Annotated in this window: 27 protein-coding genes; 11 read left to right on the top strand and 16 right to left on the bottom strand. The window is 72.6% G+C overall.

Features of this window, described 5'->3' with window-relative positions; genetic code table 11:
• The first annotated feature begins 28 nt into the window (after window positions 1–28).
• Entirely contained in the window at window positions 29–781 is a 753-nt protein-coding gene (locus tag I4Q55_RS13350; protein WP_206787894.1) for an MBL fold metallo-hydrolase, read from the top strand.
• 715 nt (window positions 782–1,496) lie between these two features.
• On the opposite strand, the gene I4Q55_RS13345 is transcribed toward I4Q55_RS13350, so the two are convergent.
• Window positions 1,497–1,793 carry an SH3 domain-containing protein gene (locus I4Q55_RS13345; protein ID WP_206787892.1) on the bottom strand — a complete coding sequence of 99 codons (297 nt, stop codon included), beginning with the start codon at window positions 1,791–1,793 and terminating at the stop codon, window positions 1,497–1,499.
• Between the two features lie 169 nt (window positions 1,794–1,962).
• Window positions 1,963–3,186, bottom strand: coding sequence for an NADP-dependent isocitrate dehydrogenase (locus I4Q55_RS13340; RefSeq protein WP_206787890.1), 1,224 nt, complete (start codon window positions 3,184–3,186; stop codon window positions 1,963–1,965).
• A gap of 245 nt (window positions 3,187–3,431) precedes the next feature.
• Between I4Q55_RS13340 and I4Q55_RS13335 the strand changes: the two genes are divergently transcribed.
• The 3 genes from I4Q55_RS13335 to I4Q55_RS13325 are packed head-to-tail and all read left to right on the top strand — an operon-like array spanning window position 3,432 to window position 4,980.
• On the top strand, window positions 3,432–3,950 hold the full coding sequence (locus I4Q55_RS13335; protein WP_206787889.1) for a hypothetical protein: 519 nt from the start codon (window positions 3,432–3,434) through the stop codon (window positions 3,948–3,950).
• 25 nt (window positions 3,951–3,975) lie between these two features.
• Window positions 3,976–4,356: a DUF2203 domain-containing protein gene (locus I4Q55_RS13330; RefSeq protein WP_206787887.1), complete on the top strand. Its 381-nt coding sequence runs from the start codon at window positions 3,976–3,978 to the stop codon at window positions 4,354–4,356.
• A gap of 9 nt (window positions 4,357–4,365) precedes the next feature.
• Complete coding sequence (locus I4Q55_RS13325) at window positions 4,366–4,980, top strand: class I SAM-dependent methyltransferase (RefSeq protein ID WP_206787885.1); 615 nt, start codon at window positions 4,366–4,368, stop codon at window positions 4,978–4,980.
• A gap of 1 nt (window position 4,981) precedes the next feature.
• Here the strand turns inward: I4Q55_RS13325 and I4Q55_RS13320 are convergent, their stop codons facing one another.
• Both I4Q55_RS13320 and I4Q55_RS13315 read right to left on the bottom strand, forming a co-directional pair.
• On the bottom strand, window positions 4,982–5,515 hold the full coding sequence (locus I4Q55_RS13320; protein ID WP_242545888.1) for a hypothetical protein: 534 nt from the start codon (window positions 5,513–5,515) through the stop codon (window positions 4,982–4,984).
• A gap of 40 nt (window positions 5,516–5,555) precedes the next feature.
• Window positions 5,556–5,969, bottom strand: coding sequence for a DUF2000 domain-containing protein (locus tag I4Q55_RS13315; RefSeq protein WP_206787883.1), 414 nt, complete (start codon window positions 5,967–5,969; stop codon window positions 5,556–5,558).
• Between the two features lie 50 nt (window positions 5,970–6,019).
• Here I4Q55_RS13315 and I4Q55_RS13310 point away from each other — a divergent pair, with 50 nt between their 5' ends.
• Entirely contained in the window at window positions 6,020–6,796 is a 777-nt protein-coding gene (locus I4Q55_RS13310) for an AraC family transcriptional regulator (protein ID WP_206787881.1), read from the top strand.
• On the opposite strand, the gene I4Q55_RS13305 is transcribed toward I4Q55_RS13310, so the two are convergent.
• Both I4Q55_RS13305 and I4Q55_RS13300 read right to left on the bottom strand, forming a co-directional pair.
• Complete coding sequence (locus I4Q55_RS13305) at window positions 6,790–7,371, bottom strand: HhH-GPD-type base excision DNA repair protein (protein ID WP_206787879.1); 582 nt, start codon at window positions 7,369–7,371, stop codon at window positions 6,790–6,792. The genes I4Q55_RS13310 and I4Q55_RS13305 overlap by 7 nt on opposite strands.
• Entirely contained in the window at window positions 7,361–7,984 is a 624-nt protein-coding gene (locus tag I4Q55_RS13300; RefSeq protein WP_206787877.1) for a hypothetical protein, read from the bottom strand. Before I4Q55_RS13300 ends, I4Q55_RS13305 begins: the two co-directional genes overlap by 11 nt.
• Before the next feature lie 82 nt (window positions 7,985–8,066).
• On the opposite strand from I4Q55_RS13300, the gene I4Q55_RS13295 reads away from it, so the two are divergent.
• On the top strand, window positions 8,067–8,255 hold the full coding sequence (locus tag I4Q55_RS13295; RefSeq protein WP_206787875.1) for a DUF1918 domain-containing protein: 189 nt from the start codon (window positions 8,067–8,069) through the stop codon (window positions 8,253–8,255).
• On the opposite strand, the gene I4Q55_RS13290 is transcribed toward I4Q55_RS13295, so the two are convergent.
• Window positions 8,252–9,430: an MFS transporter gene (locus I4Q55_RS13290; protein WP_206787873.1), complete on the bottom strand. Its 1,179-nt coding sequence runs from the start codon at window positions 9,428–9,430 to the stop codon at window positions 8,252–8,254. The genes I4Q55_RS13295 and I4Q55_RS13290 overlap by 4 nt on opposite strands.
• A 109-nt stretch (window positions 9,431–9,539) precedes the next feature.
• Here I4Q55_RS13290 and I4Q55_RS13285 point away from each other — a divergent pair, with 109 nt between their 5' ends.
• Together I4Q55_RS13285 and I4Q55_RS13280 are read left to right on the top strand one after the other, a co-directional pair.
• A complete protein-coding gene (locus I4Q55_RS13285) occupies window positions 9,540–9,863 on the top strand; it encodes a helix-turn-helix transcriptional regulator (protein WP_206787871.1) in 324 nt (107 codons plus the stop codon).
• A 183-nt stretch (window positions 9,864–10,046) separates the two neighbouring features.
• Window positions 10,047–11,228 carry an MFS transporter gene (locus tag I4Q55_RS13280; RefSeq protein ID WP_206787869.1) on the top strand — a complete coding sequence of 394 codons (1,182 nt, stop codon included), beginning with the start codon at window positions 10,047–10,049 and terminating at the stop codon, window positions 11,226–11,228.
• 109 nt (window positions 11,229–11,337) lie between these two features.
• Here the strand turns inward: I4Q55_RS13280 and I4Q55_RS13275 are convergent, their stop codons facing one another.
• Window positions 11,338–11,661 carry a DUF3017 domain-containing protein gene (locus I4Q55_RS13275; RefSeq protein WP_206787867.1) on the bottom strand — a complete coding sequence of 108 codons (324 nt, stop codon included), beginning with the start codon at window positions 11,659–11,661 and terminating at the stop codon, window positions 11,338–11,340.
• Entirely contained in the window at window positions 11,661–12,515 is an 855-nt protein-coding gene (locus I4Q55_RS13270; RefSeq protein WP_206787865.1) for a bifunctional methylenetetrahydrofolate dehydrogenase/methenyltetrahydrofolate cyclohydrolase, read from the bottom strand. The genes I4Q55_RS13275 and I4Q55_RS13270 overlap by 1 nt, the downstream gene beginning before the upstream one ends.
• Window positions 12,516–12,738: 223 nt before the next feature.
• Here I4Q55_RS13270 and I4Q55_RS13265 point away from each other — a divergent pair, with 223 nt between their 5' ends.
• Complete coding sequence (locus I4Q55_RS13265; RefSeq protein WP_206787863.1) at window positions 12,739–15,816, top strand: glycohydrolase toxin TNT-related protein; 3,078 nt, start codon at window positions 12,739–12,741, stop codon at window positions 15,814–15,816.
• A 40-nt stretch (window positions 15,817–15,856) separates the two neighbouring features.
• On the opposite strand, the gene I4Q55_RS13260 is transcribed toward I4Q55_RS13265, so the two are convergent.
• Complete coding sequence (locus I4Q55_RS13260) at window positions 15,857–16,444, bottom strand: pentapeptide repeat-containing protein (protein ID WP_206787861.1); 588 nt, start codon at window positions 16,442–16,444, stop codon at window positions 15,857–15,859.
• Between the two features lie 44 nt (window positions 16,445–16,488).
• Entirely contained in the window at window positions 16,489–16,971 is a 483-nt protein-coding gene (locus tag I4Q55_RS13255; RefSeq protein ID WP_206787860.1) for a VOC family protein, read from the bottom strand.
• Window positions 16,972–17,053: 82 nt separating this feature from the next.
• Here I4Q55_RS13255 and I4Q55_RS13250 point away from each other — a divergent pair, with 82 nt between their 5' ends.
• Complete coding sequence (locus I4Q55_RS13250) at window positions 17,054–17,803, top strand: class I SAM-dependent methyltransferase (protein WP_206787858.1); 750 nt, start codon at window positions 17,054–17,056, stop codon at window positions 17,801–17,803.
• Here the strand turns inward: I4Q55_RS13250 and I4Q55_RS13245 are convergent.
• From I4Q55_RS13245 to I4Q55_RS13225, 5 genes are all read right to left on the bottom strand, one after another.
• Entirely contained in the window at window positions 17,775–21,080 is a 3,306-nt protein-coding gene (locus I4Q55_RS13245; RefSeq protein ID WP_206787856.1) for an error-prone DNA polymerase, read from the bottom strand. The genes I4Q55_RS13250 and I4Q55_RS13245 overlap by 29 nt on opposite strands.
• Window positions 21,081–21,452, bottom strand: coding sequence for a hypothetical protein (locus I4Q55_RS13240; protein ID WP_206787854.1), 372 nt, complete (start codon window positions 21,450–21,452; stop codon window positions 21,081–21,083).
• A 2-nt stretch (window positions 21,453–21,454) separates the two neighbouring features.
• Entirely contained in the window at window positions 21,455–23,035 is a 1,581-nt protein-coding gene (locus I4Q55_RS13235; RefSeq protein WP_206788101.1) for a DNA polymerase Y family protein, read from the bottom strand.
• Between the two features lie 631 nt (window positions 23,036–23,666).
• Window positions 23,667–24,359: a hypothetical protein gene (locus I4Q55_RS13230; protein ID WP_206787851.1), complete on the bottom strand. Its 693-nt coding sequence runs from the start codon at window positions 24,357–24,359 to the stop codon at window positions 23,667–23,669.
• Between the two features lie 153 nt (window positions 24,360–24,512).
• Entirely contained in the window at window positions 24,513–24,731 is a 219-nt protein-coding gene (locus I4Q55_RS13225) for a hypothetical protein (protein WP_242545885.1), read from the bottom strand.
• Window positions 24,732–24,791: 60 nt separating this feature from the next.
• Between I4Q55_RS13225 and I4Q55_RS13220 the strand changes: the two genes are divergently transcribed.
• Window positions 24,792–25,280, top strand: coding sequence for a GNAT family N-acetyltransferase (locus I4Q55_RS13220; protein ID WP_206787849.1), 489 nt, complete (start codon window positions 24,792–24,794; stop codon window positions 25,278–25,280).
• Window positions 25,281–25,314: the final 34 nt, after the last annotated feature.

The raw sequence follows: 25,314 nt of genomic DNA, 5'->3' as shown, positions 1-25,314 counted from the left end.
CCGGGGCCGCTCTGCGAGACTGCCGGGCATGGGTGGAGCGGTGAGCCGGCTGACCGTGCTGGGCAGTTGCGGGGCGTGGCCGGAGGCCGGTCGCGCGTGTGCCGGATTTCTCTTGGAGCACAACGGTTTTCGCGTCGTACTCGACCTCGGGTACGGAGCGGCGCCGCGCTTGTTCGCGCATTGCCGCGACGGGCTGCCGGACGCGGTGATCGTGACGCACGAGCACCCGGACCACTGCGCGGACGTGAGCGCGCTGGGCCGGGCGTGGCACTACACGGTCCAGGCCGGCGAGCCGTCGGCACGGCTGCCGCTGCACTGCACGCCGGGCACCGTCCGCCGGCTCGAGGCGATGGAGCCCCGGCCGCACCCGGAGACGCTGTTCGAGGTGCGCGACCTGGCCGAGCCGGCCGACATCGGGCCGTTCCGCATGACGCCGCACCCGCTGCCGCACCACCAGCCGAACTTCGGCGTGCGCTTGACGGCGCCCGGGCTGACGGTGGCGTACACGGGCGACACGGGACCGTCGCCGACGCTGGCCGAGCTCGGCCGCGACGCGGACCTGTTCATCTGCGACGCGACCCTCCGCACCCAGCCGCCGGAACCCCGCTACCTGATGACGGCGGCGGAGGCGGGCCACTGGGCAGCGCAGGCGGGCGCCCGCCGGTTGCTGCTGACGCACTTTTGGCCCGGCACCGACCGCCCGGCGGCGGCCGAGGAGGCCCGCGCCCGGTTCGGTGGCGAGGTGCTGGTCGCGGAGGAGGACCTCACGATCGAGCTCTGACGCTCGGCTCGGCTCGGCTCGGCTCGGCTCGGCTCGGCTCGGCTCGGCTCGGCTCGGCTCGGCTCGGCTCGGCTCGGCTCGGCTCGGCTCGGCTCGGCTCGGCTCGGCTCGGCTCGGCTCGGCTCGGCTCGGCTCGGCTCGGCTCGGCTCGGACGCAGCGAGCGCCGCGCAAGCCGGCTTCGCAACCCCAGCCCGCTTCCGATCGCAGCCGGCTTCCGATCGCAGCCCGGCTCGAGTGCTGCGATCTACCGCGGGCGCTCCACAACCAGCTCCCATAGCCAGCTCCCGCCGCCGGCGCGGCCTGGAACCCGCCGGCAGGCCCCCGCCGGCAAGCTCGCACAACCAACCGGCTCCCGAACCCGACCCAGCTCGACCGCCGTCGACAACACCCAGGCGAACCAACCCCGCAGCCAGAACTCCGGCGCGCGCTGTCCCCACAGCCACCACCGGCCCGGCCAAGCGGACCCCAGCCGCGCTCCGACCCCCGTCCGAACGCCCGGCGCCAAGGCTCGCCCCCGTCTGCCATCCGGCCCGTGAGACTCCCCCTGGAGACCTCACAGACACCGCGATTCAGTTGTCGCCCGCCCCCGGACGTGCCCTCCTTCCCGGCGACCCGACGCCGCCACCTGCGGTTTTCGACCTGGTCACTTCTACCACCGACCACCGACAAAAACCGGGCGCGCCAAAGGACGCAAAGAAGCAAGAACGAGAGACCTCAGCAGGTCGAGCCGGCCATCGGCTGGGTGAACTCCGCCGCCACCCACTTGTCGTCGGCCACCTTGCGGAAGCCGTTCTGCACGCCCGGCATCGCGTCGAACTGGGCGTCGCGCAGGTACTTGCCGACGATCTTCGCGTTTCCGTCGGCCGCCTCGCGGGCGTTCAGGACGTCCGCCGTCACCGTCACCTTGCAGCCCGTGGCCGACGCCCCCGATGCCTGCTTGTCCGTGTTCATGGCGTACACGACGATGACCAGGCCGATGGCGCCCAAGATGAGCAGAGTCTTCTTCGACATGCCTTCCTCCAACCCGCGAGCCCATCCCCCGCCAAGGGTAGGCAATCCTTTACCCGGACGGCAGCGCCGGACGTCGCAACCACCCGGAGGCGCCAGCGGAGGTCACCAAGCGTGATCATGCGAAAGCCCCCTCCCCGGCGAACCGGGAAGGGGGCGTCCACAACACAACTCAGCCCTGGGCGATCTTCTTCGCCAGGTTGTCGTCCAGCGTCGCGAGGAACTCCTCGGTCGTCTGCCACGGCTGGTCCTTGCTGATCAGCAGCGCGAGGTCCTTCGTCATCTGGCCGCTCTCGACGGTCTCGACGACGACCTGCTCCAGCTTGTTCGCGAAGCCGATCAGCTCCTGGTTGCCGTCCAGCTTGCCGCGGTGCTCGAGGCCGCGGGTCCAGGCGTAGATCGACGCGATCGGGTTCGTCGACGTCGGCTTGCCCTGCTGGTGCTGGCGGTAGTGCCGGGTGACCGTGCCGTGCGCGGCCTCCGCCTCGACCGTCCGGCCGTCCGGCGTGCGCAGCACCGACGTCATCAGGCCGAGCGAGCCGAAGCCCTGCGCGACCGTGTCGGACTGGACGTCACCGTCGTAGTTCTTGCACGCCCAGACGTAGCCGCCCTCCCACTTCATCGCCGCGGCGACCATGTCGTCGATCAGGCGGTGCTCGTAGGAGATGCCCTTGGCGTCGAAGTCGGCCTTGAACTCGGCGTCGAAGATCTCCTGGAACACGTCCTTGAACTGGCCGTCGTAGGCCTTGAGGATCGTGTTCTTGGTCGACATGTAGACCGGCAGGCCGCGGTCGAGGCCGTACTGCAGCGACGCGCGCGCGAAGTCCTCGATCGACTTGCGGTAGTTGTACATCCCCATCGCGACGCCGCCGCCCTCGGGGAACTTCGCGACCTGGAACTCCATCGGCTCCGACCCGTCTTCCGGGGTGAAGCTGATGGTCAGCGTGCCCGGGCCCGGCACCTTGAAGTTGGTCGCCTTGTACTGGTCGCCGTGGGCGTGGCGGCCGATGATGATCGGCTTCGTCCACGTCGGCACCAGCCGCGGGATGTTCTGGATGACGATCGGCTCGCGGAAGATCACGCCGCCGAGGATGTTGCGGATCGTCCCGTTCGGGGACAGCCACATCTTCTTGAGGCCGAACTCCTCGACCCGCGCCTCGTCCGGGGTGATCGTGGCGCACTTGACGCCGACGCCGTGCTTCTTGATGGCGTTCGCGGAGTCGATGGTGACCTGGTCGTCGGTGCGGTCCCGCTCCTCGATGCCCAGGTCGTAGTAGTCCAGGTTCACGTCCAGGTACGGGTGGATCAGCTTGTCCTTGATGAACTGCCAGATAATGCGGGTCATCTCATCGCCGTCGAGTTCGACGACGGTGCCCTGGACCTTGATCTTGGCCATGAGCAGCGGTGCTCCTTCCGCGGATCTTCGCGTTCTTCTCTACGTCTCGCCGGTAGCGGTACAAGCGTACTGCTTGACGGAGCTGGATGGTTCCAGTAGTGGTCGGCATCAAGTCTCCCCCCGCCCTTTGTGGCGCGGATCACCGGGCACGAGCCGATCCGACCGCTCGCCGAGCAACCGTCGCTTTCCGGGATGAACCGGGGCACGATGCCACCCGTGAATCCATCATGCGGGAGGTGACGGGCATGTCGACCCATCGGTACGCCGACTACGACGACGAGTACGAGAACGACTACCAGGACTCCGGCGACGCCGACGTGCTCGAAGAGCGTCCCCGCCGGGGTGCCGCGCACGTCGTCAGCGCGCTCGGCGGCCTTCTGCTGACACCGGTCGCGCTGGGCCTGCTGAGCTGGGGCGGCCTGCGCCAGCAGCAGCTGATCCAGGCCACGCTGAGCACCAACCGCGACCCGCTGGGCATCGCGCTGCTGGCCGGCGGCGCCATCCTCCTGCTGGTCATCGCCGCCCTCGGCGCGCTGTCGGCGGTCGGCCCGATCCTCGGCGGGCTGATCTACGGCGTGCTGCCCGGCGTCGCCGCGATGTCCGTGCCCGAATGGGGGTTCCGGCTGGTCAACCTGATGCCGAAGAGCGACATCGCCTACGGCGTCATGGACTTCCTCTTCATCGGCGGCCTGCTCGGTGTGGGCTTCCTGCTGGTCGGCAGCGGGCTGGCCAACGCGCTCGTCCGGCGGCGCCGCGAGGCCTGACGCACGCCGGTGGCATCATCGGCGGATGGGACTGTTCACCGTGGCCGAGGCCCGCGACGAACTGATGCGCCTGCGGCCGGTCCTCGACGAACTGGTCCGCGTCCGCGCCGACGCCGCCGAGCTCGCGGCGTCGCTGCGCCCGGGCGGGCGGGCCACCGAGCTGGGCGGGCTGCCCGAGTGGAAGGCCGCGCAGGCCCGCCTCGACGACCTGATGACGACGGTGCAGCGCACCGGCGCCGAGCTCAAGGGATTCGCGCCGCTGCTGGTCGACTTCCCGGCCGAGCTCGACGGCACCGACGTGCTGCTGTGCTGGCTCGAAGGCGACCGCGACCTGGGCTGGTACCACCGCGCCGACCTCGGTTTCGCGGGTCGTCGTCCGCTGAAAATCGCTGGTGGCGCCGGTTAGGTTGGGGCCGTGGACCACGACGTGAGGGCCGCCGTCTTCGACGGCACGGCCGAGCACTACGACGAAGACATCTTCCACCGAGCCGTGGCGGACGCGCTGGTCGAGCCCCTGCCGGAAGGCCCGGAGCTGGTTCTCGACGTCGCCACGGGAACCGGCTTCGCGGCGTACGCGGCGTTGCGGCTGAAGCCGGCTCGCGTGCTGGCCGTCGACCTGTCGCCGGAAATGCTCGCGCGCGCCGAGGCCAAGGCGGATCTCGACCCCGAGCGGCGGATCACCTGGCAGGTCGCGCCCGCGGTGCCGATGCCGGCCGAGGACGGCTCGGCCGACGTCGTCGTGTGCGCGTCCTCGCTGCACTTCCTCGGGGCCGCCGCGTTCCCGGACTGGCGGCGCGTGCTGCGTCCGGGCGGCCGGCTGGCGTTCTCGGTGGTCTCCGGGGCGCGGTTCAAGCCCTCGGGACCGTTCGCGCAGCTGGTGCCGGGCGACCTGGAGTTCCCGCACGACGAGGCCGAGGCCGCGGCCTTGGCCTCGTCGGCGGGCTTCGTGGACGCTTCAGCGCGGACGTTCACCGTCGACGACGGCGAGCGGGTGCGCGGCGTGTTCCTGGTGCACGCGACGGCTCCGTGACTCAGCGCGTGAAGTGCACCTCGCCGCGGGTGGCCGGGGCGTCCGGGGCGCCGCAGCGCTGGACGAACGTCAGGTCCACGCCCGACGCGTCGAGGCGGTCGATCGTGAAGTCGGCGTAGGCGTCGCCGCACCCGAAGCCGCCGCTGACCACGAAGATGCCCGGCGTGGGCAGCGCCGGATCGCTCTGACCGCGGAACCGCGCGCCGGTGTAGGTGCCGGTGTGCAGGGTTTCCCCGGCCGGCGCGCTCAGCTCGACGCGCAGGTCCTTCAGCCCCGACTGGACGTCGATCTTCAGCACGCCGTTGTTCTCCCAGACGGCGATCTCGTCGCCCGGCGCCGCGTAGTGGGCGCTGCCCCGCAGCGGCCAGGCGCCTTCCTCCGAGGTGTAGGCGACCGTCTGCAGCGAGTCCGCCGAGGCGACCGGCGCGAGCGCCGCGCCCAGCCCGGCCGCCGCCGTCAGGACCACGCACGCACGACGAAGTGAATTCACGGAACCTCCCCAGTCCGAGCCGCCCTCCGCGGCACTGCCGATCATGCTGGCAGGGTCCCCCGACCGGGTGACAGAGCAGTTCTACTCAACGGTGCAGCGACGCGCCCTTGAGGATCTTGTCCACGGCGTTCTTCGGCCCGTGCACCGCCATCCCGGCCAGCGCGAGCTTCTCGCCCGGCACCGCGCGGACCGCGGCCCGGTTGTCGGCGTCGTTGCCGGTGTGGAACAGCTCGTCGGTGAAGATCGAAAACTTGAGGCCGCGGCCGAGCGCGCGGGCGTGGGCCGCGGTCAGGACGGCCGCGGTGCCCGAGAACACCAGCACCGGCTGGCCGAACATCGGCAGGTACTCCGTGCCGTCGGCGTCGGCGTACGGCTCGCCCATCAGCTCCGGCGTCACGTGGGCGAGGCCGCTGACCAGGAACGCCGTGACGTTGAGCCGCTGCCAGGACGCCAGGTCGTCGCGGAGCAGGACGGCGATCTTCGTGTCGAAGGAACTCATGCGCGGAAGACTCCCCCGGCGGCCACCGGCCCGTCTTGTACGTTCTTGACATGGCGCAGGTGGCGGCGTGGCGGCCGGCGGTCCCGGGGATCGCCGAGGTCTTCCACGCGCGGTTCACCACGCACGCGTACCCGCCGCACACCCACGACACGTGGACGCTGCTGATCGTCGACGACGGCGTCATCCGCTACGACCTCGACCGCCACCACCACGGCGCGCTCGGCCCGGCGGTGACGCTGCTGCCGCCGAACGTCGCCCACGACGGCCGGGCGGCGACCAGCCACGGCTTCCGCAAGCGCGTGCTCTACCTGGACACCTCGGTGCTGGGCGACGACCTCATCGGCGCGGCGGTCGACCGCCCGAGCCTCGCCGACGGGCTGCTGCGCACCCGGATCCACCAGCTGCACGAGTCCCTCGCCGAGCCGGGTGACGCGTTCGAGGCCGAAAGCCGGCTCGTGCTGGTGGCCGACCGGCTGCGCACGCACCTCGGCCGCCCGGTGCCGCACGAGCCGAAGCGAGGGCTCGCCGACGATCTGCGGGATCTCCTGGACGCGCGCCTGCCGGACGCGCTGACGCTCGCCGAAGCGGGCGAGACGCTCGGCGCGCACCCGGCGTACCTGGTCCGCTGCTTCGGCGCGAGGTTCGGCCTGCCGCCGCACCGCTACCTGACCGGCCGCCGGGTGGACCGGGCCCGCCGCCTCCTGCTCGACGGCACCCCGGCGGCCCAGGTCGCGGCCGCGGCGGGCTTCACCGACCAGGCCCACCTGACGCGGCACTTCAAGCGGTATCTCGGCACGACGCCGTCCCGCTACGCGAGCCGCTACTGAGCCTTCGCCGCGGCCTTCTCCGCCCTCTTGAACGCCCGGACCTCCTGCAGCGTCTTCGGGCTCACGACGTCCGCGATCGACCGGCGCGACCCGCGGTCGCCGTACGCGCCCGCCGTCTCGCGCCAGCCCTTCGGGTGGACGCCGTACTGCTTGCCCAGCAGGGCCAGGAAGATCTTCGCCTTCTGCTCGCCGTAGCCCGGTAGCGCCTTGAGGCGCTTCAGGACCTCCGGGCCGTCCGGCTTGGGGCGACCCGACGTCCAGATCGCCTCGGCGTCGCCGTCGTAGTGCTTCACGATGTGCTGGCAGAGCGCGTGCACCCGGCGGGCCATCGAGCCGCCGTAGCGGTGGATCGCCGGGGGTGTCACGCAGAGCTCGACGAACTCCTCGAGGTCCGCCTCGGCGATCTTGCGGACGTCGAAGCCGGCCATCCGGTCGGCGATCTTCCGCGGCCCGATGAAGGCGACCTCCATCGCCATCTGCTGGTCGAGCAGCATGCCGACGAGCAGCGCCACCGGGTCCTCGCTGAGCAGCCGGTCGGCCGCTTCCTCGCCGGTCAGGTGCAGTTCACGCGTCATGCCGGCCATCTTCGCAGGCCGCGCCGCCGCCGGGCACCTCCGGGAGTGCCGAAGACACCCACACGCGCAGCGGCCCCAACGGCTCGGCGCCGTGGCCGAGGGCGACGCGCAGCGCCTCGCCGTGCTCGTAGCCGACCACCGGCAGGCCGGGGAACGCCGCCGCCACCGCCGCGACCGCGCCCGGCCAGCCGTCGTCCGGGCCGGCGAAGTTGGACAGGCCCACCACGTCGTCGCCGCGGTGGGCCACCACCAGGTTCTCGCCGCGGGAGAGCACCGCCACTCGCGCGTCGACCGGGAAGGCGTGCCCGGTGACGCGCCGCCAGCCCGGCTGCGGGACGCCCGGGCCGCACGCGAGCCACGTCGCCTCGAACAGCACCGCGAAGCCGGGGAGGTCGAGCGTGGCGAAGCTGTCCTTCACCGAGCAGCCCGCGGACAGGTCGACGTACGGGAGCACGTCGGCCGCCGTCGCGGCCGGGTCGAGCGTCACCGCGTCCGGGTAGTACTCCGGTGTGCGGAAGCGGCTCGTCCAAGCGCGCGAACCCCAGTTCCCGCCGCCGCTCACCAGGGCGCACCACGCCGCGTTCTCCGCCGCCGCGGCTCGTCGACCGTCCACTTCGGAACACTCCCACGCCACCCGTTCGCAGGCCTACCCGGCACGCGGGCTCGCTCCTACCCTGGACACGGAGGTGAAGCCCATGCACGCAGGAGTAGGAGACGAAATCCAGGTGCACGGCCGGACGGTCGGGTCGGCCGAGCAGCGTGGCGAGATCCTCGAAGTCCGGGGCCCCGACGGCGCGCCGCCGTATCTGGTGCGGTTCGCCGACGGGCACGAGGGGCTCGTGTACCCCGGGCCCGACTGCGAGGTCATGACCCGCGCCGACTAACCGGCGGCGACCTGTTCCCGAGGCTCGCGGACCCGCCCCCACGCCGCGCCCACCAGCAGCAGGGCCACGAGGGTCAGCGCGGCCGCGACCTCGGGCAGCAACAGCGGGCCGCCACTCGACAGCACTGCGCCGCCGACCACGCCGGACAGGCCGACGCCGAGGTAGATCGCGGACGCGTTGAGCGAGAGCACCAGGCCGGCGTGGCCCGGCGACAGCTCGATCAGGCGGTGCTGCACGGGCGGGTTGAACGACCACGTCGCGAGCCCCCAGACGAACAGCGAGACCCCGGCCGCGACCGGCGTCACCGTCGTCAGCGGCAGCAACGCCATCACGGCGGTGATGGCCACGGTCACCACGATCAGGGGCCGGCGCGAGCCCCAGCGGTCGGTCGCGCGGCCGCCGGCGAAGTTGCCGATCGCGCCGCCGACGCCGTAGCAGAAGAGCAGCACCGTCACCGTCGTGCCGTGCACGCCCGCGGTCGCGGCCAGCAGCGGCGAGACGAACGTGTAGACCATGAACGCCGCCAGGCAGGCGAGCACCGTCGTGGCCAGCATGACGAGCACCCGCGGGTCGCGGCCCGCGGCGAACCGCTCGGCCAGGCTCACCCGCGGCGGCGCGGCGACCGCCGGCAGCGCGAGCCGCACGGCCAGCGCGCTCGCCAGCGAGAACGCGGCGACCAGCGCGAACGCCGTCCGGTAGCCGAGGTGCTGCGAGATGAGGCTCCCGAGCGGGACGCCGAAGATGAGCGCCACCGTCAGGCCGCCGAACACCAGCGCGACGGCGCGGCCGCGGCGTTCCGGCACGGTCAGCTCGGCCGCCACGGCGCTGGCCGCGGGCGTGAACACCGCGGCGCCGACCGCGGTCACCACCCGGGCGACCAGGAGGGAGCCGTAGCCGGGCGCGAGCGCGGCGAACAGGTTGCCGGCACCGGTGACGGCGAGCGCGGCGACCAGCAGCGTGCGGCGTTCCCAGGTGCCGGTGGCGGCGGCGAACAGCGGCGAGCCGATCGCGTACGCGATGGCGAAGGCGGTCACGAGCTGCGCCGCGGCCGTGGCCGAGACGTGCAGCTCGCCGGTCAGCGCGGGCAGCAGCCCGGCGACGATGTAACCGCTGGTCCCGACGCCGAAGGCGCCGAAGGCGAGGACCGAGATCCTCGACGGAGCAGGTGCGGACATGGGCGGGGCCCCCAAGCGAAGCAGGGATTGGTTCGACGAACGTCGTAGTTCGACAGTCACCGTACTACGACTCGCGCCGCAATTTCGACCGGCGTCATACAATGGCCGCATGGCCAAGCACGGGACCCTGCCGCCGCTCCACTACCCGACGCAGGAGGAGATCACCGTCGAAGGCGTGCTGCGCGCCCTCGCCGACCCGGTGCGGCTGGCCATCGTGCGGCAGCTGGCGGCGACCGACGAGGAAATCTCGTGCAGCGGGCTGACCGTGCCGGTGACGAAGTCCACACTCACCCACCACCTGAGCATCCTGCGCCAGGCCGGCGTCGTGGCCGGCCGCCAGGAAGGCACCACCCGGTACAACTCGTTGCGCCGCAAGGATCTCGACGCGCTGTTCCCGGGCCTGCTGGCCGGCGTGCTGGCCGCCCCGCGCTGATCACCGCCGTTACGGTGTGGATCGTCACCCGATATCGGGATGACAACGGGCCCCCTCGCTTGTTGGACTGGGCGTAGGCAGCTCGCGGCGCTGGGGCCGATCGGCTGTCTTTCTTTATGCCCCCGTACTGAACCGATCCAGAGATTGGCTCGGTAATCGTTTACCCACCTTGGAAGGAGTGCCGTGCCCGTCGCGCTGCTCGCGCTCGCCATCGGAGCTTTCGGCATCGGGACCACCGAGTTCGTCATGATGGGCGTGCTGCCCCAGGCGGCCGCCGACTTCGGCGTCGACATCCCGACCGCCGGCCACCTCATCTCCGCCTACGCCCTCGGCGTCGTCGTCGGCGCCCCCCTGCTCACCGCGGTCGCCGTCCGGCTGCCGCGCAAGACCATGTTGCTGGCCATGATGGGCCTGTTCACGCTGGGCAACGCCCTCTTCGCGCTCTCGCCGAACCAGGAGTTCGGCGTCGCGTTCCGGTTCCTCGCCGGCCTGCCCCACGGCGCGTTCTTCGGCGCCGGGGCCGTCGTCGCCTCCAGCCTCGTCGGCCAGGGCGAACGCGCCAAGGCCGTGTCGCTGATGTTCCTCGGCCTGACCCTGGCCAACGTCATCGGCGTGCCGCTGGGCACGCTGCTGGGCCAGCAGGTCGGCTGGCGCGCCACGTTCGGCGTCGTCGCCGTGATCGGGCTGGTCGCCATCGCGGCCATCGCGAAGCTCGTCCCCCACCAGGGCAAGCCGGCCGACGCGTCGCTGCGGGGTGAGCTCGGCGCGTTCAAGCGGCCGCAGGTGCACCTGGCGCTGGCGATCGTCACGTTCGGGCTCGGCGGCGTGTTCGCCTGCCTGTCGTACATCACGCCGATGCTGACCGACGTCGCCGGCTACTCGCCGTCGGACGTCACGCTGCTGCTGTCGCTGGCCGGCGTCGGCATGACGATCGGCAACCTGCTCGGCGGCCGGCTGGCCGACCGCGCGCTGATGCCGAGCCTGTACATCGCGCTGCTGGCGCTGGCGTCGGTGCTGGGCATCTTCACGATCACCGCGCAGGGCAAGATCGGCGCGGCGATCACGATCTTCTTCGTCGGCGTCGCCGGGTTCATGATCGGCCCGATGATGCAGGCGCGGATCATGGAGAAGGCGGGCGGCACACCGTCCCTGGTGTCGGCCGCCGTCCAGTCCGCGTTCAACATCGCCAACTCGATCGGGGCGTACCTCGGCGGATTGGTCATCGCCGGCGGGCTCGGCCTCGTCGCCCCCAACTGGGTCGGCGCGCTGCTCGCGGTCTTCGGACTCACCCTCGCGATCGTCTCGGGCACCCTGGACCGCCGCGAAGCCCGCGCCGAACGGCGGGAACTCGCCCTCGCGTCCTGACCGGCCCATGCGCCCCAATGTGGCCTTCGGTGCGTCCAACGCACCGAAGGCCGCCTTGGGTGCGTCCAACGCAACCAAGGCCACATTGGGGCGCTTGAGGCCGGACGTCCTAAGCGGACCCGAACGGGCCGCCGGTGATCGTCAGGGCCACGTACAGCACCGCCGCCGCGAGGGCCGTGAACGTCACGACGTCCACGAGCTTTCCGCGGATGGCCAGCAGGCCGGCCCTGGCCGTCGGGAGGACCGCCCGCAACACCGCGGCGAGGAGGAGCGCGGCGCCGATCAGCGCCGCACCCTCCCGCCAGTGGTACTGGAAGATCCGCAGTGCCGCGACGGCCACCACCAGCAGCACCGCCGCGAACGGCAGCTGGGTGAACCGCCCCTGCCTGCTCCGGCGGTCGTGGACGTCCCGCCGGTCCTCGGTCATGGTCATCAGCCCTGGACCGAGCGTTCCGCCGCCTCGACGACGTTGCTGACGAGCATCGCCCTGGTCATCGGGCCCACGCCGCCCGGGTTCGGCGAGATCCAGCCGGCCACCTCGGCGACTCCCGGGTGGACGTCGCCGGTGAGCTTGCCGTCCACATGGGACACGCCGACGTCGAGCACCGCGGCGCCCGGCGCCACCATGTCCGGCGTGATGATCCCCGGCACGCCGGCCGCGGCGACCACGACGTCGGCGCGGCGGACCTCGGCGGCGAGGTCGCGGGTGCCGGTGTGGCACAGCGTCACGGTGGCGTTCTCGCTGCGGCGGGTCAGCAGCAGGCCGAGCGTCCGGCCGACCGTGATGCCGCGGCCGACGACGGTGACGCGCGCGCCGTTCAGTTCGACGCCGTGGCGCTTGAGCAGCTCGATGATCCCGTACGGCGTGCACGGCAGCGCACCCTGCTGCCCCAGCACGAGGCGGCCGAGGCTGACCGGCGCCAGGCCGTCGGCGTCCTTCTCCGGGTCGATCCGCTCCAGCACGCGGTTCGCGTCGAGGTGCTTCGGGAGCGGCAGCTGCACGATGTAGCCGTGGCAGGCCGGGTCGGCGTTCAGCTCGTCGATGACGGCTTCGAGCTTCTCCTGGGTGATGTCGGCCGGCAGGTCGCGGCGGATCGAGTTGACCCCGATCTTGCCGCTGTCGGCGTGCTTCATCCGCACGTACGAGTGCGACCCCGGGTCGTCGCCGACCAGGACGGTGCCGAGGCCGGGCGTCACCCCCTTCGCGGCGAGGGCCGCGACGCGGGGCTCGAGCTCCGCGAAAATGGCGTTCTTGGTGGCCTTGCCGTCGAGAATCTTCGCCGTCACGTGCCCCATTCTGGCAAAGCGACCCCCGCGCGTCGCTTCCAGGCGCGGGTGGTCGCAGCCCGTAGAGTGGCCGTTACCCCACACGGTCCACTCGCGACGATGGCCGCGATCAAGCTGTGATCTACCGCACGTCGCATCGCCCGAGGTCAGGCGCGGTGCCACCGGGTGACCGGGCGGCAAAACCCACATGCGGGGTGCACTCGCGCGCGCGAGCAGTCAAAATGTGCGGGTGGCACAACCGACGACGCAGCTGAACGCGACCGAGCAGGACACCCTGGTCAAGCAGATCGGACTTGCCCTGCTCCGTGCCGCCCCGCGCGACTGGCGCAAGGTCACCGCGGAGTACCGAGCCGTCGGCAGGTACCACGAGCTGACCGGCGAGATCGTCACCGAGGACGGCACGGTGCACGAGTGGCTCGCCACCCACGACATCGCGACCCTGTTCGGCAGGCTGCGCGGCGGCATGTACCGCGACGGCCGTGGAACGTGGTTCAACGCGCGCTACCAGCTCGACCACCCGTCCAGTTACAACCTCGAGTACAACCGCGACGAACCGGTGTGGAACCTCGCGCCACCGCCGCAGGCCTACTCCGACGAGCTGCGGATGTTCCCGCGCACCGAGGACAACGTCCCCGAGTGGCTGATCCGGCGGATGTCCGGGCTCGGCCCGGAGCAGCCGGGGCCGCACTTCCGGATCGCCCGGATCTTCGACACCGTCGGCCCGGCGGGCCGCCCGGTGATCAACCGCCCCGACCTCGAGGTCGACGAGCAGGACCGGCTGCTGGAGTACCTGGAGCACGCACCGCTGGTGGTGCCCGAGCGCGGCTACGACATCGACCGGCTGGCCGCGACGCCGGAAGCGACCGTCCCGGTCGCCTTCCACAGCGACGGCCAGTGGATCTGGCCCGCCGCCGTCAACTTCTACCTCCACAAGTACGGCGTTTCGCCCGAACCGGACCTCGTCGAGCACGTCCGGTCGGTCGGCTTCACACTGCCGCCGGTGGACGAGCCGACGCTGCAGGCCGCCGCCGCGTACCTGACCCGGGGCAGCCAGCCGCCACCGCAGCAGCAGCGCCCGGCCGGGCCGCCGCCGCAGGGACCGCCGCCGGTGCAGCAGCAGGCGCCCGCCGGCCCGCCGCCGGTGGCACCCCCGCCGCCGGTCGCGCCCCCGCCGGTCGCTCACCAGGAACCGCCCGCGCCGGTGGAGGCGCCGCTCGCGGTGCACACCCCGGCCGAGCCGGAGGCTCCGGCCGAAGAGCGCGAATACGCCCCCGAGGCCGAAGAGCGCTACGACGACCAGGAGTTCGACGACCGCTTCGCCGAAGAGGACCACCAGTACGGCGAAGAGGAGTACGCCCAGCAGCCCGACCACGCGGCGGCGACGAACGGTTCGGCGCCGGAGCCCGGCCGGGTGCCCGACATCGAGGAGACCGCGGAGTACGTCCCCGACCAGCCGATCGGGCAGGAGCAGCCGCCGCGGGACGGCGCGGTCCTCCCCCGGGACGAAGCCGAGCACGCCGCGTTGCCCGGCCCGACGTTCGAGCCGGCCCGGCACGAGGAGGAACCGGCGGACCACCGGGAGGAGCCGCACGCCGCGTTCGAGTCCGGTCCGGCCGGACGGGACGGCGAGCCGGGGCACGCCTTCGACACCGGCCAGGCGGACGAACCGGCGCACGCCCTGCAGTCCGGCCAGCCGCCACGCCACGACGAGGAGCCGGCCCACGCCGGGTTCCAACCGCCACGCCACGACGAAGAAGCCGCACACGCCGCCTTCCAGGCCCCGCGGCACGACGAAGAAGCCGCCCACGCCGGGTTCCAGGCTCCGCGGCACGACGAGGACCCCGCACACGCCGGGTTCCAGCCGCCACGGCACGACGACGACCCCGCCCACCCCGGGTTCCAGCCGCCGCGCCACGACGAAGAAGCCGCACACGCCGCCTTCCAGGCGCCGCGGCACGACGAAGAGCCCGCACACCCGGGCTTCCAACCGCCACGCCACGACGAAGAGGCCGCCCACGCCGGCTTCCAGCCCCCGCGGCAGGAGGACGAAGCGCCGCACGCTTTCCAGCCGCCGGGGCAGCCGCCGCGGCGGCCGGAGCAGCCCGCGTTCGATCCGGGCCCGCCGACCATGATCACTCAGCCCGAGGTGCCCGGCGTGTTGCCCGTGCCGGAGCCGCCGGCTCCGCAGCCGGCTGCCCAGGCGGAGCCGGCCGCCCCGGCGCAGCCGTCGCCCCGGCCGGGCCGGCGGGCGCTGCGGCGCGAGACCCCGGACCACCCGGTGCTCGCCGGCCTGCAGGCCAAGCTCGACGAGCTCGACGTGCCCGAAAGCGGCTACAAGCTGGGCGAACCCGCCGAACACGGGTGGAGCGTCGAAGAGGTCGAGGACGGCTGGCGCGTCGGCTGGTACGACGGCAAGCTCAGCAACCCCGCGGTCTTCGGCGACGCCGAGGACGCGGCCGCGTTCATGCTCGGCAAGGTGCTGCTCAACCCGGAGGGCCACGTGCCCGCCGAGGAGCCGCCCGCCCCGGAGCCGGAGCCCGAACCCGAGCCGGAACCGGCGCCGCAGCGGGTCGTCGCGACGCTCTCGCCCGAGGTCGCGACCGGCTCGTACCCCGTTCGCAAGCCCGAGCCGCCGGTGCCGCCGCAGGAGCAGACGGCGTTCACGAGCGCCGAGGAGCTCTTCGGCGACCTCGAAGACGACGAACCGCCGGCTCCCCCGCGCCAGCCCGCCCCGGTGCCGGCCGGTCCGCCGCCCGTGGCGCAGCAGGCCGGTCCGCCGCCCGCGCCGCCCCGGCGTGAACCGCCGTCGGCGCCGACCGTCCTGGCGGCTCCGGTGGCGCAGGGTTCCCTGCCGGTGCCGCCGCCCCCGGTCGTCCCGCCCGCGCCGCCGCGCCGGGAGGAACCGGCCCGCCCGGCCGTCAACGGCGGCGGAGGCGGTGGCCAGCAGCAGTGGCCGATCGGCCCGATGGCCGGTGAGCCGCCGCTGACGCTGTTCCGCGGCAAGGAGCTGCGCGAGCTGCCCGCGGGCAGCGAGCTGGACCGCTTCGGCGGCCCGAACGGCAACCTCACGTACGCGGCGGGCACGCCGTTCGCCGAGCGGTCGCTGGTGCCGGAGTGGGTCAACCGGCCGTACCACGTCTACCGGGTGCAGCGGCCGCTGGAGACGCTCGCCGGCGTCGCGATCCCGTGGTTCAACCAGCCGGGCGGCGGGTCGGCGTACCTGCTGCCCGCGTCGATCGAGGAGCTGCTGGCCGAAGGCGACCTGATCGAGCTCGACCCGGGCGAACCCCCGATCGACTGAGTGCTGCGAAGGCCCCGGCGCTGCCGGGGCCTTCGTCGTTTCAGCGGACGACCAGCCCGTGCGCGGCGGCGAAGGCGATCGCCGTTTCGACGTCGACCTCCGCACCCCGCAGGTCGGCCTGGACCAGGGCGTTCGCGTCGAGGCGCGCCCCGCGCAGGTCGGCGCCCTCGAGCTTCGCGCCCTGCAGGCGGGCACCCGTCAGGTCGCTGCCGCGGAGGTCGGCGCCGGTGAGGTCGGCTTCGGTCAGGTTGGCTTCCCGCAGCCGCAGGCCCGACAGCCCGAGCTTGCGCAGGCGCGCCTTCGCCAGCGACGCGAGGGAAAGATCGCACTCGGTGAGCGCGATCCCGCCGAACCCGCTGTCGCTGAACGAAGACCCGAGCAGCGAACACGCCGTCCAGCGGCTTTCGACGAGCACCGTGCGGTCGAAGGTGCACGAGCGGAACGCGGACGCGTCGTGCCGCGAGCGCGCCAGGTCGGCCCGCGTGAACACGCAGTCGTCGAAGGTGCAGCCGCGCGTCCGCAGCCCGCTCAGGTCCGCGCCGGTGAAGTCGCAGCCGGTGAACCGCCGCTTTTCCCACCACTGCCCGGACAACACCGCTTCGCGGTAGTCCTCCCCGGTCTCCAGCACGGGCCCAGCGTGCCACACGGCCCGCCGGGCGCCGCGTCCGTCCACTATGGACGGCCGTTGACCAGCTCCGCGCTCTGGACGTAGTTCATCGCCTCGATGTACTCGGGCAGCTGCGAGCGGCGCTCCACCTCGGCCGCGTCGAGGTCCTCCAGGTGGGTGTGGATCCACCAGAGGTTGCCGAACGGGTCACGCACCCGCCCGACGCTGTCGCCGAACGGCAGCACGGTCTGGCGCGTCACCTCGGTGGCGCCCGCTTCGATCGCCCGTCGCTGGGTCTCCACGCTGTCCGGTACGTAGAGCCGCAGGTAGGCGGGGGTGTCGGCCCAGTGGTCACGGCTGTCGAAGGCCATCACGACGGCGTCGCCGATGCGGGCTTCGGCGTGCCCGATCTTCCCGTCTTCGCCGACGACCCGGAACAGCTCCACGGCGTCGAAGGCCCGCTTCAGGAAGTCCAGCAGGCCGGCGGTGTCGCGGCCGATGATCCACGGGGTGACCGTCGTGTAGCCGTCGGGAACGGGGTTGACCATGTTTTCCTCCTCGGTTCGCTGTCCCGAACCTACGACCGAAATAGGTCAGCATTTGTCCGTTGCCGATCACTAGGCTGACGCCATGCCCGACGAGCACTACGCCGACGCCGGCCTCGCCTCGCTGTACGACGCCCTCAACCCGCGCGAAACCGCCGGGGACTTCGAGTTCTACCTGCCGATGATCATGGCCGCGGAGTCCGTGCTGGACGTCGGCTGCGGCACCGGCTCGCTGCTGCACTGGGCGCGCGAGTCCGGCCACACCGGACGGCTCGTCGGGCTCGACCCGGCCGAGGGCATGCTCGTCCAGGCCCGCCGCCGGGACGACATCGAGTGGGTGCGCGGCGACCTGTCGACCGCGTCCTGGGACGGCGAGTTCGACCTCGCGGTGATGACCGGGCACGCGTTCCAGGTGCTGCTGACCGACGAGGAGCTGCGCACGGCGTTCTCGGCCGTGCACCGCGCGCTGCGGCCCGGCGGCCGGTTCGGCTTCGAGACGCGCAACCCCGCCGCCCGCGGCTGGGAGCGCTGGACACCGCACCACGTCTGGACAGCCGGGAACATCCGCTCGTGGAACGACGCCGGGCCGTTCGAGAACGGGTACGTCAGCTTCACGACGACGTACGAAAGCCCGGACTGGGACGCGCCGCGCTACAGCGAGAGCACCCTGCGCTTCCTCGACGTCCCGTCGCTGAACGCGTTCGTCGAAGAAACCGGGCTGGTCGTCGACGAGCAGTACGGCTACTGGGACCGCTCGCCGGTGACCGGCACCAGCCCCGAGATCGTCACGATCGCCCGGCGGCCCCTCACCGGAAGTCCCGCGACTTCGCCTTGATGCGCATCGGCAGCGGCTCGACGCGGTGGGCGAGGACGCTGACCACGCCGTCGGCCTTCTCCACCACCCCGCGGATCAGCAGCGCCGGGCTGCCGCGCGCGACCCGGTGGTAGCGCTGCCAGAGGCCGAGCGTGCAGATCACGTTGACCATCCCCGTTTCGTCCTCGATGTTGAGGAAGGTGACGCCGCCCGCGGTCGCCGGGCGCTGCCGGTGCGTGACCGCGCCGCCGATCAGCACGCGCGCGCCGTCGTCGAGTTCGGCCAGGCCGCTCGCCGGGACGACGCCGAGCTCGTCGAGGCGGTCGCGGATGAACTGGGTCGGGTAGCTGTCCGGCGACACCCCGGTGGCCCAGACGTCCGCCGCCGCGACGTCGAGCCCGTCCATCCCGGGCAGCACCGGCGCCGGCGCGCCGACCAGGCCGGGCAGCTTCTCCGGGCGTTCGCCCGCGACCGCGCCCGCGATCCACAGCGCCTGACGGCGATCCCCGCCGAAACCGGCGAACGCCCCGGCCGTGGCGAGCGCTTCGAGCTGGGGTGTGGTGAGCCGGACGCGGCGGGCGACGTCGGCCGTGTCGCGGTACTCGCCGTTGTCCGCCCGCTCGGCCACGATCCGCTTCGCGAGGTCTTCACCGATCTTGCGCACAGTGCTCAGCCCGGTGCGCACGTCGTGGAACTCCCCGGTGCCCGCCTCCAGCGTGGCGTGCGGCAGGCTGCGGTTGATGTCCGGGCCGTGCACGGTGACGCCGTGGCGCCGCGCGTCGGCGACCAGTGACTGCGGGGAGTAGAAGCCCATCGGCTGCGCGCGCAGCAGGCCCGCCAGGAACGCGTCCGGGTGGTAGAACTTGAAGTAGGCGCTCGAAAAGACGAGGTGCGCGAAGCTCAGCGCGTGGCTCTCGGGGAAGCCGAAGTTCGCGAACGCCTTGAGCTTCAGGAAGATCTTCTGCGCGAGCTCGTCGTCGACGCCGTTCGCGGCGGCACCCGCGAGGAACCGCTGCCGCAGCCGCTCCATCTTCCGGTCCGAGCGCTTCGAGCCCATCGCGTGCCGCAACTGGTCGGCTTCCGCCGCCGTGAAGCTGGCGACGTCCAGCGCGATCTGCATCATCTGCTCCTGGAACAGCGGCACGCCCTTGGTCTTGTGCAGCGCCTTTTCCAGCAGCGGGTGGTCGTAGCTCCACTCTTCGCGGCCCTGCTTGCGGCGGATGTACGGGTGCACCGAGCCGCCCTGGATCGGGCCGGGCCGGATGAGCGCGACCTCGACGGCGAGGTCGTAGAACTCGCGCGGTTGCAGCCGCGGCAGCGTCGCCAGCTGGGCGCGGCTTTCCACCTGGAAGACGCCGATCGCGTCGGCGCGGCAGAGCATGTCGTAGATCTTCTGGTCGGCGAGGTCGAGCTCGGCCAGGTCGACCTTCTTGCCCTTGTGCTCGGCGACGAGGTCGATCATGTAGTGCAGCGCCGAGAGCATGCCGAGGCCGAGCAGGTCGAACTTGACCAGCCCGGCGGCGGCGCAGTCCTCCTTTTCCCACTGGATCACGCTGCGGTCGGCCATCCGCGCCCACTCGACCGGGACGACCTGGCTCACCGGCTCGGCGCACATGACCATGCCGCCGGAGTGGATGCCCAGGTGGCGCGGGAAGTCCTCGAGCGCGAAGGCGAGCTGCACGACGTCGTCCGGGATGTCGTGGTCGTGGTTCTTTTCGTTGCTCTGCAAGGAACCCCAGGGGTCGATCTGCTTGCTCCAGGCGTCCTGCTGGCCCGGCGAGTAGCCCAGTGCCCGCGCGGCGTCGCGGACGGCCGAGCGGGCGCGGTAGGTGATCACGTTCGCGACCTGGGCGGTCCGCAGCCTGCCGTGTTTCCGGAAGACGTACTGGATGGCCTCCTCGCGGCGGTCGGACTCGATGTCGAGGTCGATGTCGGGGTAGCCGTCGCGGTCCGGGGCGAGGAAGCGCTCGAAGAGCAGTTCGTAGGCGACGGAGTCGACCTTCGTGATGCCGAGCGCGTAGCAGACGGCGGAGTTGGCGGCCGAGCCGCGGCCCTGGCAGAGGATGTTGTTGTCGTTGCAGAACCGGACGATGTCCCAGACGATCAGGAAGTAGCCGGGGAAGCCGAGCTCTTCGATGATGGCGAGCTCGTGCTCGATCTGCTTATTCGCCTTTTCTTCGTGCGGCTTGCCTTTGAAGCGCTCCTGCGCGCCTTCTTCGGTGAGCTTCCGCAGGTAGGTCGTCTCGGTGTAGCCCTCGGGGACGTCGAAGGGCGGCAGCTCGGGCGCGATCAGCTTCAGCGGGAAAGCGCATTCCATGCCCAGCAGGGCACTGCGCCGGACCGCGCCGGGGTAGCGCCGGAACAGGACGTCCATTTCGGCGCCGCTGCGCAGGAAGGCCGTGCCGGCGGCGGGCAGCCAGCCCTCGAGCTCGTCGATCCCCCGCCGCGCCCGGATCGCGGCGAGGGCGTCGGCGAGCGAGGCGCGTTCGGGCCGGGCGTAGTGGGCGGCGGTGGTGGCGACGGTCGGGAGCTTCAGTTCGCCGGCGAGCTGCGTCAGGAGATCGTTGTGGGTGCTGTCGAGGGGCTGGCGGTGGTCGGTGAGCTCGACGTAGACGTTGTCGTGGCCGAAGCGGTCGGTCAGTTCTTTGAGTTTTTCCGCCGCGGCCGCCGGGCCGTGCGTGACGAGGGCCGAGCGCACCGCGCCTTTGCGGCAGCCCGTCAGCACCACGCACTGCCCGGCGACCTCCTCGGCGACCGCGCCGAGGTCGTAGATCGGCCGTCCTTTTTCGGCCTGGTGGTGGATCTGGCCGGCGGTGATGGCGCGGCAGAGGGCCCGGTAGCCCTGGTCGCCGCGGGCGAGCAGCAGGAGGTGCTCGCCTTCCGGGTCGGGAACGCCGTTTTGCGGCCCCTGGAGGCCGAAGCTGAGTTCGGTGCCGAAGACGGTGTCGACGCCGAGTTCCCGGGCGGCCTCGGCGAAGCGGACGACGCCGTACATGCCGTCGTGGTCGGTGAGGGCGATGGCGTCGAGCTGGAGGCGCGCGGCCTCTTCGACGAGCTCTTCGGGGTGGCTGGCGCCGTCGAGGAAGCTGAAGTTGGAGTGGCAGTGCAGCTCGGCGTAGGGGACGCGGACGGTTTCGGCGCCGTCGTCGTTGCGCCGGGTGGGGAGGTCGCCGGGCCGTTGGTAGCCCTCGCGGCGCCGGGCCCAGGCGGGGCTGTCACCGTGGTCGCCCGGGGGGACGCCGCCGGCGAGGGTCCGGGCGAGGTCCTTCCAGCGGACGGGTGGGTTGTTCCAGCCCATTCAGCGGCTCCCGGGCTCGTCTCGCCGGCGTTGTTCCTCGGCGGCGCGGCGGCGGTGCCAGTTGGTGGGGTGGTTCCAGCGGGACCGGGCCTCGGCGTCGGTCATCGGGCTCGCTGCCTCCCAGCTGAGTTCGATTCCGCTGACGCGGCAGCCGTTTTCCCGGGACGGGCGCGGGACCGGCAGCGTGATCACCGGGCAGACCCAGTCGTGTTCCTCCGGCAGCTGCCCCCGCACCGTCCACCGGTCGGGCGTATCCGCCGGCTCGTCCGAGGCCGGCTCGGGAATCCCGCGCAGCCACTCGCGCTCTTCCGACGTGCCGCCGGGTTCAGCGCGCAGCCAGTTCCGCAGCCGTCGTGCGTAGTTCTCGTCCATGCTCAGTCGTACACTCCCTCGACCGTCCACAGTGGATTTTCCGTACCCGCGCAGTGCACCAGCACCGCTTCGGGCGGCTCGTCGCCTTCGCCGGCCAGCACCAGCTGCAGGCGCGCCCGTCGTGGCCCCGGCTGCCGGCGGTCGCCCGCCAGTGGCCACGGGCCCGCCCAGGCGACGACCTCCCGGCCCGCGCCGCCCGCGATGCTCAGCCGGCGCGGGGGCGACGTCATCCGGTCGCGGGCGGTGACCCCGACGGCGCGGCCGTCGTCGTCGAAGACCTGCGCCGGCACCGGCCGGGCGAGGACCGTCGCGGGCGACGGGGACGGCAGCCGCCCCGGCCAGGTCGCGTCCGGCGGCGTCGTCCGCTCGCGCGGGTCACCCCACGGCACCAGCCGGACTCGGCCCGCGGGGTCGCGGCCGCCGTCGAGCACCGGGGTGAGCACGCCTTCGGGCCCGAGCAGTCCTTGGACCCGCACGAACGCGCGGGCCGCGCGCTCGTCTTCGTCGCCGGAGCCGCCGGAGCCGCCTTTGCCGCCGTTGCGCCAGAGGTCGAGCTGCAGTGACCGCCCTTCGACGACCTCTTCGGGTTCGAGCCGCAGCCGCACGACGCCGGAGGTCGGCCGCTGCCCGGACGCGGCCCGCAGCCAGCCCTCGAACTGCCAGCGCACGCGATCGGCGACGCCGGCGGGCGTCAGCGGTTCCGCGCACCGCCACGCCCGGCCGAGGTGTTCGCCTTCTTCGGTGACGGCGTAGATGCCGAGCCGGGTGCAGGCGAGGCCGTGCCCGGCGAGGGCCGCGCAGAACCGCGTCGCGAGGTCCTTGGCCAGGAAGGCGGCGACGTCGACGCGTTCGACGACGGGGTCGAACTCCTCGGCGAGGGCAAGATCGGGAGGCGGACGGCGGCGCAGCGGCGGCCGTTCGGAGTGGCCGCGCGCCAGCCGGTGGGCGAGCAGCCCGGCGGCACCGAAGCGGTTGGCGACGTCGCGTTCCGGCAGGGCGGCGAAGGCGCCGAGCGTCTTCAGCCCGAGCCGGCGCAGCAGGTCGACGAGCTCCGCGCGCTCGGCACCGGGCTGGTCGAGCTCGGTGACCGGAAGCGGCGCGAGGAAGTCGGCGGCCCGCCCGGGTTCGACGAAGGTGCCAAGGCGCGCGGCGAGCGTCGCGGCGAAGAGGCCGTCGGCAATTCCGACCTGGCATTCGACCCCGGCCGCGGCGGAGACCTGGTCGAGGAGCCGTTCGACGAGCGCGTGTTCCCCGCCGAAGTACCGGGCGGCCCCATCGACGGGAACGGCGACGAGCCCGGGCCGCACGACCTCGACCCCGACAACAAGCCCTTCGACGGCACGCGCGACGTCTTCGAACAGCCGGGCGTCCCGCCCGTCGTCGGCCGCGAAGACGGCGAGTTCGGGACAGTTCGACTGGGCGTCCCGCCGCCGCATCCCCCGCCGGACACCACCCCGCCGGGCGACGGCATTGCAGGCCACGACCCGGTTGGCGGTGAAGACACCAACGGGGTGGTCGGCGGCAAGGTGGTTGACGGCAGCCGCGGAGACGGCGGGCCAGTCCGGGCACCAGAGGACCAGCATGCGGGTGGGGGTGGCGGGGGTGCCGCGTTGGGTGGGGACGGTCATGAGGCCTCCCGGACCCGGCCGCGCGGGCGACGCGGGCGGAGGTGGTGGAGTCGGCCCGCGTGCCGGGGTACCTGGCTCGCGTACCCGGCGGGTTGGCCGGTGCGCCCAGGCGGTCGGCCCGCGTGCCCAAGTGGTCGGCTCGCGTACCCGAAGCGTCGGCCAACGCACCCAAGCGGTCGGCCCGCGCACCCAAACGGTCGGCCCGCGTATCCGAAGCGTCGGCCAACGCACCCAAGCGGTCGGCTCCCGCACCCGGCGGCTCGGCCGGCGTCCGTGGCCGGTCGGCTCGCGTGGCCAAGGACCGATCCCACGTGATCAGGACCCGAACTCGCGTGATTGGAGCCGTAACTGGCGTGATTGGGCGCGGATCTCGCGTGATTGGCGAGGCCACACGCGTGATTGGAGGGGCATCTCGCGTGATTGGGGAGGCATCTCGCGTGATTGGGGAGGCATCTCGCGTGATTGGGGAGGCATCTCGCGTGATTGGGGAGGCATCTCGCGTGATTGGAGGGGCATCTCGCGTGATTGGCGGGGCCACACGCGGGATTAGTGGGGTTGCGCGGGTGGGGTGGGCGGGGGTGGGTGTTCATGCGGTGGCCTCGCGCAGCGAGGGCGACGGGACCACGCTGGTCACCGTGCCGTCCGCGGACGGGAGGTGCAGCGCAACCGAGGCCGGGCGGGCCGCCGCGCCGCGGCCGTGGGCTCGGATCTCGACCTGGCGGGACTCGAGGTGTCCGTATCCGTCGGCAGGGCCGGACCAGGGCCCACGACGGCACGAAAGCTCCACGTCCGCCCCGGGCCAAGCGCCCGCGGACAGCAGCACCGCGCCGCGGTGCCGGGCCCGGGCCGACAGCCGGCGCGCCACCGCGGGCTGCAGCGTCTCCGGTTGGAGGGCCACCAGGTCCACGCCGTCCAGCAGCGCCGCCGCCACCGCCGGGAGCTCGACTCCCGGGTGCGGGACCAGGGCCAGGCGGGTGACGTCCACGCCGTACTCGGCCGCCGCCGCGACGCCCAGGGAGGGCATGCCGACCGCCGCCGCCCAGGAACCCGCCGCCGTGGCCGCGGCGAGGAGGGCGAGCAGCACCGAGGTTCCCCCGTGGACCGCCACCGTGCTCCCGCGCCGGAGCCCGGTGTCGGGCAGCAGCCCGGCCAGCGCCGGGACGACCGGAAGCACCCGGGCCCGCCCGGCCTGCGACGCTCGCGACGCCACCCGGCTCGCCGTGCTGACCCCGGGCAGGGCCGCCAGCAGGGCCACCGGCGGCTCCACCACAGCGGTCACCGCACGCACCTCCCCACCACGGACTGGGCCGGCGGTCGGGCCTCTCCCAAAACGCGACCGACGGCACTGGTCCGCCGCGGGGAAGGCGGCGGTATCACGTCGAACATCTGTTCGACGTAGTCCAGTCAACCGTGAACCGCAGAAGGTGTCAAGTCACCCACTAGTGGGGTACGCGGCCTGGAAAGCCAGCCGCGCGTCGGCGCCGGAAGCGATGCGCTCGAGCTCGTCGTCGAGGGCCAGGAACGTCTCCCACGGCGGCCCGCCGAGCCGCTCGGCGACCCGCTGCTCCAGCTCGGGCACCCGCTTTCCCTTCCACACCTTGTCCGCCGCGGGACGGCAGTGCGGCGAACCCGGGCGCGTCGAGAGCGGCACTCGGCACACCACCACGGTAATGAAGTTGCCCGCACGGCAGCCGATCACTAGACAGACCGCGTGGAGCTCACCGACGCCCGCCCCGAAGACGTCCCGGAACTGCTGGTCCTGCAACGCTGCTGCTGGGTCCAGGAGGCCGTCCTCAACGACACCCTCGACATCCCCGCCCTGCGCGAAACCCTCGAAGACGTGCGCGACTGGACCAAGACGTGGTCGGTGTGGGTGCTGCGGCAGGACCACCGCCTCGTCGGCGCCGTGCGTGCCCGGCTGGACGGGGACCGGTGGGAGCTCGGCAGGCTGATGGTCGCGCCGGACCTCGCCGGGCGCGGGTACGGCCGGCTGCTGCTCGCCCACGCCGAAGCGCAGGCTCCCGCCGAAGCCCGCCGGTTCGCTCTCTTCACCGGGGCGCGCAGTGCCCGCAACATCGCGCTCTACCAGCGGGCCGGCTACCGGCTCACCGCCGCACCCGCCGCCGGCGGCCACATCCGTGGCGCGGTTTGCCTGGAGAAGGACGTCACCCTGCGCGAAAAACCCGGTCCGGCCGCCTGACGCTGCGGCGTCGGCTAGATTCCCCCGTGGACTT

The sequence above is a fragment of the Amycolatopsis sp. MtRt-6 genome, assembly GCF_017308975.1.
GTDB lineage: Bacteria > Actinomycetota > Actinomycetes > Mycobacteriales > Pseudonocardiaceae > Amycolatopsis.
The sequence above is the reverse complement of the archived record's forward strand: the minus strand, read 5'-3'. Positions and strand labels throughout refer to the sequence as shown.